This is a genomic window from Xylanibacter rodentium, assembly GCF_013166575.1.
Taxonomy (GTDB): domain Bacteria; phylum Bacteroidota; class Bacteroidia; order Bacteroidales; family Bacteroidaceae; genus Prevotella; species Prevotella rodentium.
On the sequence record NZ_JABKKE010000021.1, the window covers coordinates 42746 to 60972 of the forward strand.

At 49.5% G+C, this 18227-nt stretch carries 8 protein-coding genes; 5 read left to right on the plus strand and 3 right to left on the minus strand.

Translation table 11 applies throughout. From position 1 onward, the window contains the following. From HPS55_RS11480 to HPS55_RS11495, 4 genes are all read left to right on the plus strand, one after another. Complete coding sequence (locus tag HPS55_RS11480) at positions 1–1941, plus strand: family 43 glycosylhydrolase (protein ID WP_253945849.1); 1941 nt, start codon at positions 1–3, stop codon at positions 1939–1941. A gap of 84 nt (positions 1942–2025) precedes the next feature. Then, positions 2026–3468 (plus strand): family 43 glycosylhydrolase, encoded by a 1443-nt coding sequence (locus HPS55_RS11485; protein ID WP_172177303.1) that lies wholly within the window; start codon positions 2026–2028, stop codon positions 3466–3468. A gap of 281 nt (positions 3469–3749) precedes the next feature. Next, complete coding sequence (locus HPS55_RS11490; RefSeq protein ID WP_172177301.1) at positions 3750–6362, plus strand: rhamnogalacturonan lyase family protein; 2613 nt, start codon at positions 3750–3752, stop codon at positions 6360–6362. Positions 6363–6581: 219 nt separating this feature from the next. Continuing rightward, the gene (locus HPS55_RS11495; RefSeq protein WP_253945848.1) at positions 6582–9584 is read left to right on the plus strand and encodes a glycoside hydrolase family 2 protein; all 3003 of its coding nucleotides are present in this window, start codon (positions 6582–6584) and stop codon (positions 9582–9584) included. Between the two features lie 240 nt (positions 9585–9824). Here HPS55_RS11495 and HPS55_RS11500 read toward each other — a convergent pair whose 3' ends face one another. The 3 genes from HPS55_RS11500 to HPS55_RS11510 form a co-directional block, all read right to left on the minus strand. After that, on the minus strand, positions 9825–11366 hold the full coding sequence (locus tag HPS55_RS11500) for a leucine-rich repeat domain-containing protein (protein ID WP_172177299.1): 1542 nt from the start codon (positions 11364–11366) through the stop codon (positions 9825–9827). 317 nt (positions 11367–11683) lie between these two features. Continuing rightward, positions 11684–13228, minus strand: a complete 1545-nt coding sequence (locus HPS55_RS11505) for a leucine-rich repeat domain-containing protein (protein WP_172324969.1) — start codon at positions 13226–13228, stop codon at positions 11684–11686. A gap of 370 nt (positions 13229–13598) precedes the next feature. After that, entirely contained in the window at positions 13599–16433 is a 2835-nt protein-coding gene (locus HPS55_RS11510) for a hypothetical protein (protein ID WP_172177295.1), read from the minus strand. A gap of 739 nt (positions 16434–17172) precedes the next feature. Here HPS55_RS11510 and HPS55_RS11515 point away from each other — a divergent pair. Then, the coding region (locus tag HPS55_RS11515) for a glycoside hydrolase family 43 protein (protein ID WP_172324971.1) at positions 17173–18227 on the plus strand (1055 nt) is incomplete at its 3' end.

Consider the following 18227-nt stretch of genomic DNA (forward strand, 5'->3'; position numbering starts at 1 on the left):
ATGTATAGAAAAGTTTTTCAAATAATGGTTGTGGCGTCATGCATGTCTGTCGCCCATGCCCAAAATCCCATAATCCGTAATCAGTTTACGGCCGATCCTACGGCACGGATATTCAACGGACGCATATATCTCTTTCCTTCACACGACATAATAAGTCCGGTAGAACCAGAGAAGCGTTGGTTTTCGATGCCCGACTATCACATGTTCTCATCCACCGATCTCGTAGAATGGACCGATCATGGCGTCATCCTGTCACAGGAGCAGGTGCCATGGGGAAATCCGAAAGCATATTCCATGTGGGCACCCGACTGTGTGGAACACAGCGGGAAGTATTACTTCTTCTTTCCAGATACTCCAAAGTCAGATACCGGACAAAAACGTGGGTTCGGTATTGGTGTCGCCATTGCCGACGGACTGTTCCACCCCCAATTCGTGCCGCAGGAAAAACCAATTGCCGGTGTATCCGGTATTGATCCCTGCGTCATGAAGGCCACCGACGGAAAACACTATCTGTTCTGGGGTGGTGGAGGCCTGAATGTAGCACCGCTGAAAGACAATCTTCTCGAACTGGACGGTAAACCGCAACGCATAAACGGACTACCGGAAGGATTCAAGGAAGGACCGTTCGCTTTCGAACGTGACGGCAAATATTATCTTACCTATCCTTGGGTGAGAAACAACGGTGGCACGGAGTGTCTGGCCTATGCCATGGCAGACACCCCAATGGGACCATACACATACAAGGGCATCATAATGAAAGAGTCGGCAACAGGTTGTTGGACAAACCATCACAGCATATTAAATTTCAAGGGTCAATGGTATCTTTTCTATCATCACAACGACTACAGCCCATCATTTGACAAAAACCGTTCAACATGCATCGACTCGCTTTTCTTTCGCCCGGACGGTACTATAGTGGAAGTCGTGCCGACAAAACGAGGTGTGGGAATAAGCGATGCCCGCAAGCCGATACAACCGGACCGCTACAGTGATATCGGAAATGGCGCCATCATTGAATATAACGACACTACCGACTACTTCAAAGGATGGAAAACGGTATTTGCCAAACAAGGTGCATGGGTGAGATACAACCGTGTAGACCCAAAAAGCAGTTGTGCGGAAAACGTATGCTTACGTGTAAGAACCACAGGAAAGACACGATTTATACTGCGTTTGGGCAGTTATGAGACTGTTCTTGGCGTTGACGACACCCGTGGAGAATGGCAGGAGACGGATATCAGAGTCAGTCCTATGCCGGAAGGTATCAATGACCTGACACTTATTCTCAAAAGCAACGGACCTGCCGAAGTTGACTGGATTTCACTGACAGAAAATCCGCGAGAGAAATATTTCATGAAGCCCGCTGCCGGCAATACAACACCCGATAAAGACGGATTCATACGCCGGTGGATGTTGTTGGAACCTATAGACAAGCCTAACCGCAGCAATACCGTGTTTACAGACAGCTATCTGAAAGAACACCTCGGCCGCACTTATTACGACGGACAGAATAACACATTTCCAGAAGACGGACAAAAGGTAATAGCCGGAGAACAGCAGCTTACATGGCATGCCGTGGAGAGCAACCGTTTCAATGTAAAACTGTTCCGTTTTGCCACCGGGCTTGAAAAACGGGAATACGGGGTGCTGTTCCATGCGGCAACCATAATAGACTGCGAACATGACATTGCAGATATACATCTGTCTGCAGGCTCTAATTCCGCTTCAATGTGGTGGCTGAACGGGAAAGAAGTCCTGCTGCTTTCCGGCGACCGCAGAATGGTGAAAGATGATGTGGTATCGCCAAGGCTCAAACTGAAAAAAGGCCGGAACATTCTCCGTGGAGCAATCATAAACGGACCGGGGATGAGCGATTTTTGTGTACGGTTCATTGATACCGGAGGACAGCCTGTAACCGGCTACAAAGTGACATTAGAATAAGACGACAGGTACTAAAAAAAACAATCATTCAATAGAGTATCTTAGATATTCAAACTTAAAAAAAATCCAAATATCCGAACCCCAATGAAAAAGATATTTTCAATAGTATTTCTCGGACTGCCACTCTTGTCAACAGCGCAGACAGGGCAACCATGGATTCACGACCCTTCGACACTTGCAGAGTGCAACGGTAAGTATTATACCTTTGGCACCGGTGGCGGCGGACTTATCAGCGACGACGGATGGTCGTGGCACGACGGAGCTGAGCGTCCCGGTGGGGGCGCGGCACCTGACGTAATAAAAACAGGCGACCGTTATCTTGTCATATACGGAGCCACCGGTGGTGGTCTTGGCGGAGGCCATAACGGCCGAATACTTACCATGTGGAACAAAACGCTCAACCCTTCCTCACCGGATTTCCGATATACAGAACCTGTAGAAGTGGCATCATCAGACGGATTGGAAGACAACGACGCCATTGATCCCGGTGTGCTGCTCGATCCTACGGACGGGCGTATGTGGGTGTCTTACGGTACTTATTTCGGCAATATCCGTCTTATAGAACTGGACCCCAAAACAGGATGCCGCATAAAAGGCAACAAAGCCATAGATATTGCCATAGACTGCGAGGCTACAGATCTTATATACCGCGAAGGCTACTATTATCTGCTTGGCACTCACGGCACATGCTGCGACGGCGTAAACTCCACATACAACATTGTGTGCGGAAGAAGCCGCCAGGTTACAGGCCCTTATATAGACAATGTCGGCCGCTCAATGATGGAAGGCGGCGGAAAGATGGTTGCAGGTGCCGAACCGCGACGTGTAGGTGCGGGCCACTTCGGTCGTACGGTAATCGACGATGGCGTGGAAGTGGCATCATTCCATTATGAGGCTGATTTCGACCGTGGCGGCCTTCCAGTGCTGGCTATACGTCCTTTGCTTTGGAAAAACGGCTGGCCGTCGGTTGGTCATCCGTTTCAGGAAGGTACATATTCCATATTATCCTGCCGCCGTGAATATGCTTTGGAACTCGCTGTCGACTTTGTGCGGATAGAACAGAAGAACCGTATGGGATGGCACAATATAGATCCTGAAAAGCCGTTGGAGATTATTCCAGACCTGACTCTTGATGAAGTACGGGCTACTTGGCCCGCAGGTGAAATAGGTGTGCGCACCGGCGACAACATGTATCGTCCTCACCAGTTATGGACAATAAAGGCAATGCCTGAAACCGGAGGATATTTAAGTAATCCTTACTTTAAAATCACCGTTGCCGGAACAGACAGGGTGCTTTGTGCCACTGCCGACATGGAAGTAACGTCCACACCCGTATTTACAGGGGCAGACAGCCAACTCTGGAGAATTGAACAGCTGACCGACGGATCTTTCCGCATTATGCCGAAAGCTATTCCCGGAAAAGAAGGGCTCAACAAAAAATATGTACTTTACTCTATAGGAGACAGCACGCCGACATTAGCCCCTTACGATTTCGGGACCGACAATTCCAAATGGAAATTCTTTTAGACATAAAGACATACTTGTTCTCCAAGCATAAAGACAATATCTTTCCTTTCAGACATAAAGACAAGTGATTTCGATATACTAATATCTGTTTGTATACACATCCATGGTGTATACGCCTTAAACATTCATCTGTTTCGTACATTTGCAAATAATTACAGGAAAACGTAATAATGTTAAAAACTCCTATCTTTTACTAACAAACCAACACAAAATCCAATATTTATTAGTAAGTTTGCAAAAATATAAATAGAACTAATCATTTTATAAATAAACTAATCATAATGAACAAAGCAAAACTTTACGCATTAGCCATGCTGACAGCAGGAACTACAATAGCTGAAGCACAAAACACACCTGTAAGCCAAATGGAAAAGCTGACACGTGGTGTGGTTGTTGTGCCGGCTGCATCGGGTTCAGGACAATTCATAAGCTGGCGACTGTTGGGAACGGACAACGACGCTACAACATTCGACATCCTGAAAGACGGAAAACTGCTAAAAACAGACATTTTCGACAAGACCAACTTTGTCGACAAGACAGGATATACCAACAGCAACTATCAGATAGTAACAAAACAGAACGGAGTGGCCACAGACACTACCGCCGCCGTTACATCATGGGGCAACATATACATGCAGTTGCCATTGGACAGACCGGAAGGCGGGGTTACCCCTGCCAAAGAGACATATACCTATAGCCCTAACGACTGTAGCGCCGGTGATGTCGATGGCGACGGCGAGTATGAAATAATCGTGAAGTGGGATCCAAGCAACTCCAAGGACAACTCACAGAGCGGATACACAGGCAATGTATATCTGGACTGCTACAAACTTGACGGCACCAAGCTCTGGCGCATAGACCTGGGCAAGAACATCCGCGCAGGAGCACACTACACCCAATTCATGGTCTACGACTTCGACGGTGACGGCAAAGCCGAAATGATGTGCAAGACAGCACCTGGAAGCATCGACGGTGCAGGCCAATACGTAAGCGAGGCTGCCGACGACGAGACCATAAAAAAGGTGAACAACACTTACGACTGGCGCAACACGTCAGGCAAAGTAAAGGGCGGTCAGGAATATCTCACCGTATTCGACGGATATACCGGAAAAGCCGTACACACTGTGTTCTACCGTCCGAACCGCGCGCCCAAAAGCGATGCTACGCCACAATGGGGCGGAGAAGCGAAATGGACATTCAACTGGGACGACCGCAGCGGAAAAACCGACACCGAATATGGAAACCGCGGCGAACGCTATTTGGCCGGGGTGGCATATCTTGACGGTCCTAACAAAAATCCGAGCGGAATATTCAGCCGCGGATACTACACATGGGCATATATCTGGGCGGTAGACTTTGACGGAGAGAAGCTGAGCACAAAATGGCTGCACGCATCGGTATCAAAGGTAAAAGAAATTGTATACGACGGTGACGGCAAGGCCATACACACCAAGACACATGCCAAGAACACCAATCCCGAAAACAAGGGAAGCAAGACTATGTACGGCAACGGCAACCACAACCTGTCGATAGCCGATGTCGACGGAGACGGATGTGACGAAATAATATGGGGTTCGGCCGCCCTCAACAACGATGGCAAACTGCTCTATGCCACCGGCTACGGCCACGGGGACGCCATACACGTGAGCGACCTGCTGCCCGACCGTCCGGGTCTGGAGGTATTTCAGGTGCACGAAGACGGCACATGCGGATACGGATGGGACCTGCACGATGCAGCCACAGGTGAAGTGATATACAGCGCGACAAGCAGTGGCGACAATGGCCGCGGAATGGCAGCCGACATCGACGGTGACCACAAAGGATTCGAATTCTGGTCGGGGGCTAAGGACGGAACCCATCAAGCCGGCAACGGCACAGCCTTCACAACCAAACAAGGCTCTGTAAACTTCCGTGCCTATTGGGACGGCGATCTGCAAGACGAGTTATTGGACGGAAATCAGATGGACAAATGGAACGGCAACGGCACAAACCGCATATATCCGCTAACAGGCAAGAACTTCTACGACATCGCCAACTCATCCACATGCAACAGCACCAAAAAGACTCCGAACCTCCTGGCCGACCTCTTTGGCGACTGGCGCGAGGAACTGATATTGTGGGACGGCAGCGACGCCGCACATCTGAACATCTTCACCACCAATGTGGAGTCAAGCTACCGTGTGCCCACACTGATGCACGACCATACCTACCGTATGGGCATAGCATGGCAGAACACGGCCTACAACCAGCCGCCCCACCTTGGCTACTACCTGCCGGGAAGTTTTACCACACGATATGTGCTGACAGGCAAGGGCGCTTTCGAACAGACTGTGGTACAGGGTGACAGCATCACAACCATAGCATTCAGACCGATAAACAGCGGACGCCCGACACTGAGCAAGGTAATATTGCCCGACGGCACGGAAACGACCACAGCTCCCGAAGGATTCAAGTTCAACGCATCAAGCTACTACACAACCCGTGAGTTGAGCCTCGAAGGCAAGCCTATGATGATAGGCACCTACGAGTTTATACTGAAGAGCGGAGCCAACGTGGTGGACAAAACCACACAGACGGACACCATCCGCATATACAGCACCGACCCGACAGCCATTGAAAGCGTGACATCAAACGAAACCGGGGAGTGGGTGAGACTGACAAGCAGCTCGTCTATGACCGACGACATCGAACTTACATTCTCGCTGAAAAAGGCCCAAAACGTACGAATCGGCATTTACAGCATGGCCGGAGCACAGGTGGTCAACGTAAATCACACCGCCGTAAACTCTGCCCCGCTGAAGATTTTCGGTCTCAGCCGTCTGCCGGCAGGCATCTATATGCTGAAAGTTGAATCAGGCGAAGGCACGTTCACCAAGAAACTGCTGAAGCGATAATAAAGCGAACGGCAACAGAATAAACGCTGTCCCGAACAGTAACCAACATATCTGCTGCCAAAGCTGATACATACAAATCGGACGATAGTCACGATTTTCGTACGAAATTCCCATATTTTCACGGTTTATTTGCCGTATCTTTGCACAAAAAGGCAGCAATCATGCTTATATATTACAAGCCTTCTACGCAAGATACTAAAAACAAATAACCGAGAAAATATGGGAATTAACTTTAAACACCTCATGTTCGCGGCCGTCGTTGCCATTGCAACCGGTACACATGCACGCGACACCTACAACTTCAACTCCGACTGGAGAATCGACAAACAGAAGCGCACCGTCACCCTGCCTCACGCCTGGAACGAAGACGAAGCCTATAAAGTGGGAATAAAAGATCTGAGCGATTCAGTCATATGGTACCGCAAAACATTCACACTACCCAAAAACGCTGATGGGAAACGCGTGTTCATAGAGTTTGAAGGCGCGCGTCAGTCTGCCGAGGTTATAGTAAACGGCCATAACGTGGGACTTCACGAGAATGGCGTGATGGCTTTCGGATTCGACCTTACACCTTATATTAAAAAGGGCAAGAACATCATAGAGGTGCGCACGGACAACGACTGGCACTATCACGAGAAAGCGACGGGGGCTACATTCCAGTGGAACAACAACAACTTTAATGCCAATTACGGAGGCCTGCCAAAGAATGTATGGCTGCATGTCACTGACAACGTTTATCAGACGCTGCCATTATACAGCAACCTGAAAACCAAAGGTGTATACGTATATGCCAAGGACTTCGACATAGAAGGCCACTCCGCAACAATATGTGTCGAGAGCGAAGTGAAGAACGATACGGACAGTCCTGTGACACGTCGTCTGCATGTGTCGGTGGACGAGACAGACGGTAAAGGCAACATTTGCCGGTTCGTCAGTGACGAAGTAACCATTCCTGCCCACTCCACAGCTATCCTCAAGGCACAGTCACAAGCCTACGGTCTGCACTTCTGGAGCTGGGGATACGGATATCTGTACGACGTGACGACAAGTCTAACTCAGAGTGAAGAAGTAGAAGTGACGAGGTATGATTTGCAACATAAAGGCAAGGGCGATGCAACAAAAGGTAATCATACCTCTTCACTCACAACTCAGAACTCAGAACTGAAATGTTCCGACCCCGTCGTCACCCGCACGGGCTTCCGTAAGACAGAGTTCAAGAACGGAATGATATATCTCAACGACCGCGTACTGATGGTGCACGGCTATGCACAACGCACAAGTAACGAATGGCCGGGCGTAGGCATGTCAGTACCGGCATGGCTGAGCGACTACTCCAACGACCTGATGGTGAAGAGCGGCGGCAATGTAGTGAGATGGATGCACGTGGCACCATGGAAACAGGATGTCGAATCGTGCGACCGTGTAGGACTGATACAGGCCATGCCCGCCGGCGATGCGGAGAAAGACGTCGAAGGACGCCGTTGGGAACAGCGCGAAGAAGTGATGCGCGACGCCATCATCTACTTCCGCAACAATCCGAGCATCATATTCTATGAATGCGGCAACCAGAAGATTTCGGCCGAACACATGATCTCCATGAAAGACATACGCGACCAATACGACCCCAACGGAGGCCGTGCAATAGGCAGCCGCGAGATGCTCGACAGGCCCGAAGCGGAATATGGCGGCGAAATGCTCTACGTGAACAAGAGTGATACAAAGCCTATGTGGATGATGGAATACTGCCGCGACGAGGCTCTGCGCTGGTATTGGAACTCATGGAGCTATCCCTATCATAAGGAGGGCGACGGCCCACTCTACCGCAATGCACCCGCCGACGCATACAACCACAACAACGACGAGTTTGCCGCACAGCTCGTGGAACGCTGGTATGACTATTGGCGTGAGCGCCCGGGAAGCGGCACGAAAGTGAATTCAGGCGGCGTAAAGATTGTATTCAGCGACACCCAGACACACGGCCGCTCGGCCGACAACTACCGTGTGAGCGGCGTTGTAGACCCGATGCGTGTTCCAAAAGACGCTTTCTTCGCACATCAGGTGATGTGGGACGGATGGGTCGACGACCTGAAACCGCGTACATACATCGTCGGTCACTGGAACTACGATGCCGATTTCACCGTACCCACCATATACGTAGTTTCTACGAGCGACAGCGTGGTGCTCGAGCAGAACGGCCGTCGCATCGCTCCCGACGAGCACAAACACCGTTTCATGTACGTATTCAAGAATGTAAAACACACTGCCGACAAACTCATAGCACGAGGACTTGACAAGAACGGAAGTGAAGAATCATCATATACGCTGGAGACAACAGGAGAAGCAGCAAGCCTGAAACTCACAGCCATACAGAACCCGACAGGCTGGAAGGCCGACGGAAACGACGTGGCACTGGTTCAGGTGGAAGTGACAGACAAGCAGGGACGGCGTTGTCCGCTCGACAACCGTCTGGTGAAATTCTCGCTTAGCGGCCCTGCCGAATGGCGCGGCGGCGTGGCCAAGGGCAAGGACAATCATGTGCTCTGCGACACCCTGCCCGTAGAGTGCGGCATCAACCGCGTGATGCTGCGCTCGCTGACCAAAGCCGGCACCGTAACGCTCACGGCACGTGCAAAGGGTATGGCCGACGCAAAGATTACACTGACTACCAACCCCGTCACCGTCGAAGGCGGACTGACCACGTACAAACCGTCGGACGGTCTGAAGAGCGTGCTCGACCGTGGCGAGACTCCGCGTGAACCGTCATTCCGCCAGTGGCGCAGAGGCGTACAGATAGCCTCGGCCGAGGCTGGAAGCGGCAACGACCCCCGCCTGAGCTACGACACATTCGAGAACACATCGTGGGAAAGCCGCAACGACCTCGACTCGGCATGGATAACATATACACTGGCCGAAGACACCCGGATAGATGAAATCTGCATGAAGACAAAGGGATTCCGCATGACCACCTACCCCATCGCCGTATATGCCGGTAACGTGAAAGTATGGGAAGGATGGACACCCAAATCGCTGAGTTACATCCACATTCCGCTCAAAAACGCCCCCAAGTCACGCACATACACTATACGCAGCGTGGGGTCGAGCACTACAAAAGATGCCTTCGGAGCCGTGCAGGAACTGGACAGCCGCAACAACGACAAGAAGGTCAAAGGCAACTATTCGCTGAAGATTATAGAAATAGAGTTCTTAAAAGAAATCCTTTAGGAGTATTTCAGCCCCAAACCAATCGTGCTAAAAGCAATTTTTCCTTTCATAAAATAAATTATTGCTGTCCGCTATCCATTCTACTCCAACAAAATCCATATCTGCAACACCTGTCTATCGGTATTGCGGATATGGATTTTGTTGGAGTAGAATGGATAGCATTTGCCATATCAAAGTGCTCTGTGGATATACAGAATATGCTTACTCCAAAGATTAAGAATGTAGGTATATGTATGTGCTTCATTTCTTCTCAAAAGCAGGGCAATTCTCGAATGACCAATATTCTACTTTCGTAACCGACTTCGGCAAACTGATATGCTTCAAGTTCTTACAGTTCTTGAAAGCACACAACCCTATTGTCTCGACACCTTCCGGAAGACTTACAGTCGAAAGACTGTAACAATTATTAAACGTGAATTTCTCAATGGTCTTGACCGGAGAAAGAATCTGAACTACGGCAAGATTCACGCAATCAGAAAAAGCCCCTTCACCGATTGAATGTACCGACTTGGGGATTATCACTTCCTCCACAGCATTGCAATGACCGAAAGCAGATTCGTCAATTTTCATGATTGTCTCCGGTAGATGAAGAACAAGATTAGGGTATCTGCCCCAAAAAGCACTTTCCCCTATAGTTTCAACTCCGTCAGGAATGACCGTAGAGCGGCATCCCAACAACAGTGTCTTGCCGTCTTTGCTCAACAAGGCGTTGGAGCCCTTTGGAGAGATGAAATCAGGATGGTCGGGCGCAACTGTTATTTCATCTATACCATAACACCCTACAAAGGCTGAACCGGAAACTTTAGCCACCGTCTTGGGTATATTGACCGAATGAACAACTGTCCCGTAAAGACATTCACCATCAAGAATACTTATGTCATCACCTATCATCGTTCTTCCACAAGTCGCCACCAGTGCCGAATCGGACTTTCTTACAATAGCATCGTTTTCAGGACGTGAACGATAATAAAGATTATCATTGTCCACCATTATCGAAGAAAGGCCGTTACACCATGAGAATATATTCATGCACCCTATTTCAGAGACATTCTTCGGAATATATATCGTCGCAAGCGAATTGCATCTATCGAATGCGTTGTTCCCTATTTTCTTCAGAGACTCCGGCAGTGTGATGGATTTAAGGCTGCTGCAATTGCAAAAGGCAGAGCTACCTATAGACTCCACACCCTCGGGAATGACCAATTCTTCCAGCGTAGTGCAATTTATGAATGCCATCTCACCGATTGACCTGACTGAGTGTGGTATACGAGTGGACGGACAAGCCACCAGAAGTTCATCATTGTCCACGTCTATAATCGCGTTTGAACTGTCGCGGGAATCAATATATTCGTTCCGTGTATCTACAACAAGAGAACTCAGACTATAACAACCGGCAAAGGCGCTCGGGCTGACGCCCTCAACAGAAGTCGGAACATATACTGACTTCAGATTGATACAGCGCGCAAAGGCGTTGTCATTGATAATGCTGATGCCGTCGTCGATGATTACATGCTGCAGGCAGGCAAGACCGCTGAAAGCATCATGCCAAATCCGTTCCACTATATATTTTATACCGTCGTGAGTGACAGATGCAGGAACATGAAGCGGCTGGGAATAGTCCACGGACGGAATCGGATGATAACCTGTAACCACAAGCGAACTGCAATCACCAGCTCTTAACAGTCTGAACTCAAAGCCATTTTCACAAAAGGTATCATTAGCCTTCGCCTGACATATAACCACCAGCCATAATAATGCAAGCATCAAATGTTTCTGTATCATTGTTTCATTTTTAATAATATGGTAATCTTGAAGACTGTCGGAACTAATAACCGTAATAAAAGCATACACACAAGACAAACATATTTCCTAATAATTACAAATATGGGGAATGGAGATTTTTCCTTAATTTTATAGTAATTAATAGTTTATATTTCTTATGTATCAAAATTCTTTGATAAAAGTAGTTCATTTATACTTAATACACTTTGTCATTTGTTTCAAATTGTTTCATTTCCGTATACAATCAACATTAGAGTACATTCTTACGGTAACTTGCTCCTAAAAGCAAATTAAAAACATTGGTATATATACGTGCTTCATCTCTTTTCAAAAGCAGGGCAATTCTCGAATGACGAATATTCCACTTTAGTTACCGATGACGGCAAACTGATATGCTTTAAATTCTTACAATCAGAGAAAGCCAACCCCTCTATAGTCTCAACACCTTCAGGAATACTTATGGTCGAAAGACTATAACAATTATTGAATGTACCACACTCAATAGTCTTTACCGGAGAAAGCATCTGCACTACAGTGAGATTGCCACAATCAGAAAAAGCATAAGGCTCTATGGTTTCTACCGATTGGGGGATTATCACTTCATACAATCCATTGCAATGACCGAAAGCGGAATCGCCTATTTTCATGATTGTATCAGGCAGACGAAGAAGAAGTTTAAAGTATCTGCCCCAAAAAGCAAAATTCCCTATTATTTCCACTCCGGCCGGAATGACCGTAGTGCGACATCCCAACAACAGTGTCTTGCCGTCCCTGGTCAACAAGGCATTGGAGCCTTTCGGGGAGATAAGATTAGGATGGTCGGGCGCAACAGTTATTTCGTCTATACCATAACACCCTACAAAGGCTGAACCGGAAACATCCTCAACAGACTTGGGGATATGGACCGAACGAATCAATGTTCCGTCAAAACAATTACTTTCCAAAACACGTATGTCGTCACCTATAGTTGTTGTACCGCAAGCCGACAACAATGCCGAATCGGACTTTCTTACGATACCATTGCAGCCGGAGCGTGAATCATAACAAGGATTGGCACTATCCACATGTATTGAGGTAAGGGCAAAGCAGCCGGGAAAAAGGTTGTGGTTGTCTATCTTTGCAACATTCTTAGGAATGACAATAGAGGTAAGTGAACTGCACTCTTCAAATGCACTCCAACCTATTTTTGTAAGCGACTCCGGCAGACTTACAGACTTAAGACTGCTGCATCCATAAAAAGCATGGTCGCCGATAGTTTCCACTCCTTCAGGGATGACCAAATGCTCCATCGTGTTACAATGATAAAAAGCCCATTCGCCTATAGACTTCACGGAAGAAGGTATCACTGTTGAGGAACATGCAACCATCAACTCATCATCTTCTGTATATATTATCGCGTTTGAGTTGTCGCGCGAATCAAACGTTTCGTTGTTTGCATCGACAACAACCGACTTCAGACTATAGCAACTGGAAAAAAGCCGTGTACCCAAGCTGCCAACCGAAGCAGGAATATATATTGACTTCAAGTTTACACAATACCAAAAAGCATCGTTACAGATTCTGTCTATACCATCTTCTATCAAAACAGATTGGATTTCTGTCACTCCCTTAAATACCTTGGGAGATATTTCCTTTACAAGATAAGTCTTGCCCTCGTATGTGACCGATGACGGAATATGAAGCGGCTGTGAGTAATCAGTAACAGTATCTGCCTGATAACCTGTCACCGAAAGAAAACCGTCACCATATCTCAATATAGCATACGTAAATCCGTCCTTGCTGAAGAATGTTTTAGCATCAGCAAATGCCTGCACAAAGACTGTAAACAGAAATAATACAGTCAGCACTTTACTTTTTCCCATACATGCGGTTTCCATCGTTCGTAAAATCATTGCAAGCATCACCATAGATGCCAAAATCGATTTTCTCACAATTTTATAGTAATTAATAGTTTATATTTCTTATGTATTGAAATTCGCTGACAAAAGTAGTTCGTTTATACTTAATACACTTTGTCATCTGTTTCAAATTGTTTTATTTCCGTATACAATCACATTAGAGTACATTCTTACGGTAACTTGCTCCTAAAAGCAAATTAAAAACATTGGCATATATACGTGCTTCATTTCTTTTCAAAAGCATGGCAATTCTAGAATGACCAATATTCCACTTTAGTAACCGATGATGGCAAACAGATATGTCTCAGGCTTTTACAACCATAAAATCAGACTCTCAATAGACAAACTTCCCGTCGTCCGTGATTCCGGCCACCGACACCTTTATGCGCGTCTCCTTGCCATTGTTGAAGAATGTCGCCATAAAGCGTCCGTCGGCATCCGTCCTCGCATTCGGATTCCAATATAGCGTACGCCGATAGTCAGCCGGAGCATCGGGCTGACGAGAGCTGTAGTCGGGATTGTAGAAATCGGCAGGCTCGTTCACACCATACAGCACGATGTGACGGTCGCGGAAAACAGGCTGCACACCGCCGTCGGCAAAGGGCACCATCTCGACCGTCACGTCGGGCGAAGCGCTTTCCTGCACCATCGGCACATCCTCGTTGCGCGGTTCGTAGTCGGTGAACACACGTATCTTGTGCAGACTCTTCAGTTTCAGCTTGTTATAATACGCCCGCGCGTTACGGTTGGTCCACACATTGGTAAGTCCGCTGACGGCCGCGTCAATGTTTCTGTCGGGATTGAACGTGCGGTAATACGTAAAGCGGTCGATTCGTCCGGCCACGTTGTAACGGTTGTAACGCGCCATATTGCCATATAGGAAACGCGCCGCCTGCACCGGAAACTGCCTCATGTCGTACATTCCGAAACTCAATCCGTAGTCGGTGATGTCGTTGTACAGACTGTAGGCATCGGCTACATAAGCCGGCTTCTTGTAGTCTATGGCACGCTTGCCGCGCCGCTTTCCCTTCACCTTGAGATTGTCAAGCCGGTGGTCGTCGTCCGTCAGCGACGAAAGTATGGAGTCGCCCAAAGCATCGTCGTGCACCGTATATTCGGGCGTATGCGTCTGATAGTAGCTGTACTTCGACGTGAATATCGGGAAAAACATGTCGCGCTTCACGAAAAAGTCGGGATAGGCATCCTCGCGGAACACCGTCTTGTCGAGCCGCGACATCATGTTCTTCTGTGCCGAATCCTTCTCGTTGTAAGCCTTCATATTGAGTATGGCCGTACCATAGAACGGAGGTATCTCGAACACGTAGCGCCCGCCGTCGCGCGTAAGCTGCGTAGCGCCCACCACCCCGTCCGAGAACGACACTTCCGCCTCGACCATCACCTCATGCTTCAGTCCGCCGTGGTTGACCCCATTGGCGGCGTCGGTCTCGCCAATCCTCACATACTCGATATTTGTCTCCGGCACGAACACATCCTGTGCGTTGTTGCCGTCGTTCGTACTGGACAGTCCGCCGTCGTCGCTGCCCACCACATCGTCCAGCCCTACCGACGACGAGGCATCGACATTCTCGTCTACCTTGATTCCCGCCATTCCGAGACCATAGGCCCACGACTTTATCTCGTCAGGCTCCACCTCGTTGAGCGACAGCATCTTATATACCGCGCCCTCAACCGTCAGCGACCTTTCAGGAGCATAGCGCCGCCGGGCGCAAGCCGTGTCGGCCAGTTCGGTCCACTTGTATCTGCGCCATCCCTGCACCATCATCAGCACATCGAGCGCCTCGGCGCGCGCAGGGTCGTCGGACGCGAAATAGTAAGCCGGATTGGCTATGAATCCTTTCAGTTCGCTGCCGAGCAGCATGTCGGTCATGATATTGCCGTCATCGTATGTCGGGTCGTCGGTGGCGGCATCGCGCACAGCCACGGAAAACAATGCCGGCCCGGCCACACCGTCACACTTCATGCCGATGCTGACTTTCTCGTAAGGCGCATACGACCGTGTCCCGCCGCCCTCTACTGTCATGCGGCCACAGTCGTAGTCGTGGTTGTTGACGAAGAACAGACGGTCGGCAACGATACGCCCGCGGCTGTCAAACAGCGTAACGTCGTTGACACCCGTGGGCAAGTCGGCCGGCAACGTCACCGAAGCGCAGCCGTCGGCCCCGAAAGTCACTTCACTGAAATGGCACAACACTCCGCGGCACATCACCGACACGCCGTAACGGCAATCGGCCGGCAGATTGCGCGAACGTATATCCAGCACGCCTCCCGAAAGCTCTACAGTAGCCCCCGACGGCTCCGCCTTCGGCAAATCGAACGTATATTCCTTGCCGCCGCTGCTGAAACGTGCCTTCAGACGGCCGGCCCCGGGTGTCACCGTGAACACCCCCCGGCCCATATATCCCGCCACGGCGTCGGCCACAGTGGCGTCGCCGTCGGTGATACGCCCCGAAACCGACACGGCTGCTCCGGCACGGTCGGTCAGTTCGAATGCCACGCGGCAAGGCACGCCCTCTACCATCCGCCCGCCCTCGGGATAGAATCCGGCCTCAAGTCCGGCCTTGGGCGCCTTGACAACATGCTGCTTCGGCCGGCTCACCATCTGCTTGTAGGCATAGTCGCCGGGCTTGGCCGGCCGGGCGAATACGGGCAGTACGCGCGAGTACAACCCGTCCCACGTGCGGAAATAGTCGGCCGCCATATCGCGGCTGTAGAACAAGTCGGCATCGTTCTTGCTGTAGCGCTTATGGGAAACGTTGAAGTTGAGCATCCACCGTGTGTACGCCCGCAACTCATAGTAGCCCGAATAGAGCGAGTCGGTCAGGGCAAACTGTCCGCAGCCGTAGCCGTCGGAACTGACGATAATGTGCTGGCGCTCCACAAGCAGGCCGTCGGGCGTGAGCAGTTCCACATAGACCATGCGGCTGATGTCGGTATATCCGAGATTGTCGGCCCTCGCCACATATGCCTTATACCATATCGTGTCGCCCACGAAATAGCATGTATTGTCGATATGCACATACACCTTTTCCTGGGTTTGCGTGTCGGCCGACGCTTCAAGTGCCATACGTATATCATCAAGCGAGCCGGTCTGCGCGGCAACAGACAGCGGCAACAGTGCAATGATGAGTTTAAGGATTGTTCTTTTCATTAGGATAACGTAATTTTTTTAATTGCTTATACTTATACGGATGCAAATTTACTGCTTTTCGGTGTAATCGTGGCATAAATAAGCAACTTTCTGTCCGAAAGGCTTATACTTGGCGGAAGAGCGCTACCCTTTGTAGTGATAATTCTGAAAAAAACGCATTTTGTTTTTCTCAAACCAGAAAAGCCGTAAGGCTTTCTCTGCTTCTTTGACACACGGTTTTTGACCCGTTTTGCTGCCGTAAGGGCCTCCCGACACTCCCGCAACGGCCGTTTCGCAGTGCAAGGAGGCCTCCGTCGCAATGCAATAACGGCCTTATTGCAAGGCGAAACGGCCCTCTCTGCTTTCTTTACAAAGCCTTATTGTTGTAACATGCTGATAATCAGCACTCCCTGTTTGAGTCAAAAATCGCGATTTTCGGGCAATAGGTCAGAAATCGCGATACGGATGTCGCTTAACATACGTTAAAGTAAAGAAAGTTCTGAGCCGACATTCTGCCTCGGGACAGACGCGGCACAATGTTGCCGCAGACTGTGTGGTGCAGAATGCTACAGCCTGCCGGATGGTTATAATGTATATGCGATGGCATAAAAAAAGTTAAATCCGATATGATAACAAGTGCCGGCTGTCGTTTATTACACGATATATCTTAAATTTGTACATAAATATCAAGACTACAAAGCATAAAGCCTTTATTGACATATACCCATTATAATAAAATACAACTAACATAAAGAAACAAATGAAAAAACTCTTACTGAAACTGATAATGGCATCAGTCCCTGCCATGGCGGCACCGGTGTACGCCACGGCACAGAACCTGCAGAAAGGAGACTACGGCTATCTGTACTGCCATATGAGCGATCGCGGAGAATGGACGGCATATGCGCTGAGCCGCGACGGTCTGCACTTTCACGACCTGATAAACGGCGACTCCATCTTCCCGCCCTCGGAACATGCACGCATCGAAGGCGGCACGCGCGATGCCTATATCTGCCGCAAGTATGACGGGACGGGCTATCTGATGGTGACCACGGACATGTGCGTGAGAAAGAGCCGCAAGTGGGACAACTACGGAATAGACCTGTACACGAGCGACGACCTGATAAACTGGAAGTCGGTGACATTCGACTTCCGCAAGGGAGCTGCCATATTCTGCGACCCCGAGTCGCCCGACGTATACGGCGACTGGTCCACCATCAACCGTGTGTGGGCGCCACAGACATTCTGGGATCCGGCATACGTGTGGCCCGACGGCAGCAAGGGCGGATACTTCATATACTACTCGATGTGGAACAGAGCCGAAGAGAAATACGACCGCATGTATTATTCGTATGCCGACAAGTCGTTCACCAGGCTCACCAAACCCCGGCTGCTGTTCGACTGGGGCTACGCTACCATCGACGCCGACATCAACCTGGTCGAAGCCGACGGCCTGTATCATATGATGATAAAGAAGGAAGGCGGCAAGCCCGGACTGTTCACATCCTATGCCAAGGCACTCACCGGCCCGTGGAGCGAGCCCGTGGACGACGACTACATCAGCTTCGAAGGCAACAAGAAGTGTGAGGGCGTGTCGGCATTCCAGCTCATCGGCAGCGATACATGGCGCATAGGATACATAGAGTATTCGTCCAACCCGAAGCATTACCGTATCTGCAAGGCCGACAAGTACATGCGCAACTTCACCGACCCCGTGGACATAGAGGGGGTGAACGGCCCGCAGCACGGCTCGTTCATGCGGATAACCAAGGAGGAGTACGACCGTTTGCAGGCATGGAGCGACGCACGCGAGGC

What these genes read in the sequence shown, in the direction of transcription:
- HPS55_RS11480 (WP_253945849.1), top strand. Translation starts at nt 1, where the DNA reads ATGTATAGAAAAGTTTTTCAAATAATGGTTGTGGCGTCATGCATGTCT.
- HPS55_RS11485 (WP_172177303.1), top strand. Translation starts at nt 2,026, where the DNA reads ATGAAAAAGATATTTTCAATAGTATTTCTCGGACTGCCACTCTTGTCA.
- HPS55_RS11510 (WP_172177295.1), bottom strand. Translation starts at nt 16,433, where the DNA reads ATGAAAAGAACAATCCTTAAACTCATCATTGCACTGTTGCCGCTGTCT.
- HPS55_RS11505 (WP_172324969.1), bottom strand. Translation starts at nt 13,228, where the DNA reads ATGGGAAAAAGTAAAGTGCTGACTGTATTATTTCTGTTTACAGTCTTT.
- HPS55_RS11500 (WP_172177299.1), bottom strand. Translation starts at nt 11,366, where the DNA reads ATGATACAGAAACATTTGATGCTTGCATTATTATGGCTGGTGGTTATA.
- HPS55_RS11495 (WP_253945848.1), top strand. Translation starts at nt 6,582, where the DNA reads ATGGGAATTAACTTTAAACACCTCATGTTCGCGGCCGTCGTTGCCATT.
- HPS55_RS11490 (WP_172177301.1), top strand. Translation starts at nt 3,750, where the DNA reads ATGAACAAAGCAAAACTTTACGCATTAGCCATGCTGACAGCAGGAACT.